The following is a 1148-nucleotide window of genomic DNA, read 5'->3' as shown; positions in this document are numbered from 1 at the left end:
CCGCGCCGGGCGGCCAGGTACTGGATGTCCTGGCTGTAATTGAGGTAGAGGTCGCGGGCCATCAGCAGCTCGCGCAAATCGCCCAGATTGCCGTCAATGCAGGGGCGCTCGCAGACGAAGAGCTCCTGAAAGCCGCTGCGGCGCAGCGAGCTCTGGTAGTTGCGAAAGACCTGGAAGGCCGAGGCGGAGCCTGGAATCTCGTACTGCAGATAGGTGACCTGTCCCTCGACGACCTCCGTCTTGTCCGCGGTGTAGTCGCCATTGCTCAGCTTGCGCGGCCGGCTCAGGATCAGACGTGCCTGCTCGTACTCTTTGAAGTCGTAGTGCTTCATCTCCGCGCCCGGGTAGCGGGCGACGGCGGGGTGGTCCACCCCGGGCTCATCGGCTTGCGCCGGGCTGGCCAGCAGGCTGTTCAGGACGATCAGGCCCGCGGCCAGACGTGCGAGAAGCGAGGTGTGGCCCATGCGCGGGGCCAGCGAGGTCAGCATGTCGAGTCTCTCCCTGTGAGTGCAGCGTCTGGTGCGCTGCGGGGCGCATCGTAGCGGCCCGGGCGGCCAATGGCCGAGCGGCGGCCACGCAGTGGCAACGGGGTGTAACGCCGCCCGCATGCGCGGTCCCTGGCGGCTCCTGCGACAATCGCCCCCATGCTCGCCAAACGCATCATTCCCTGTCTGGACGTCACCGGCGGCCGGGTCGTCAAGGGTGTCAACTTCGTCGAACTGCGCGACGCCGGGGATCCGGTCGAGATCGCGGCCCGCTACAACGAGCAGGGCGCCGATGAACTGACCTTTCTGGACATCACCGCCACCAGCGATGGCCGGGATCTGATCCTGCACATCATCGAGGCGGTGGCCTCGCAGGTCTTCATCCCGCTGACGGTGGGCGGTGGCGTGCGCACCGTCGAGGACGTGCGCCGCCTGCTCAATGCCGGGGCCGACAAGGTGAGCTTCAATTCCGCCGCCGTGGCCAACCCGCAGGTCATCCGCGACGCCTCGGACAAGTACGGCGCACAGGCCATCGTGGTGGCCATCGATGCCAAGCGCCGCACCGGCGACGACCTGGCGGCCCGTGGGCCGGGCTGGGATGTCTACACCCATGGCGGGCGCAAGAACGTTGGCCTGGACGCAGTGGCCTGGGCGCGCCAGATG

The 1148-nt window shown here is 67.9% G+C and carries 1 protein-coding gene and 1 pseudogene; one reads left to right on the top strand and one right to left on the bottom strand.

Features of this window, described 5'->3' with window-relative positions; genetic code table 11:
- Positions 1-488: pseudogene (locus tag I73_RS20965) on the bottom strand (hypothetical protein); the annotation flags it as partial.
- Between the two features lie 156 nt (positions 489-644).
- Here I73_RS20965 and hisF point away from each other — a divergent pair.
- A partial coding sequence (gene hisF / locus I73_RS20960) for an imidazole glycerol phosphate synthase subunit HisF (protein WP_022982410.1) occupies positions 645-1148 on the top strand: 504 nt, incomplete at its 3' end.

It is taken from the genome of Ideonella sp. B508-1 (genome assembly GCF_000333615.1).
GTDB lineage: Bacteria > Pseudomonadota > Gammaproteobacteria > Burkholderiales > Burkholderiaceae_C > Ideonella.
This window is presented reverse-complemented; position numbering and strand designations above follow the sequence as displayed.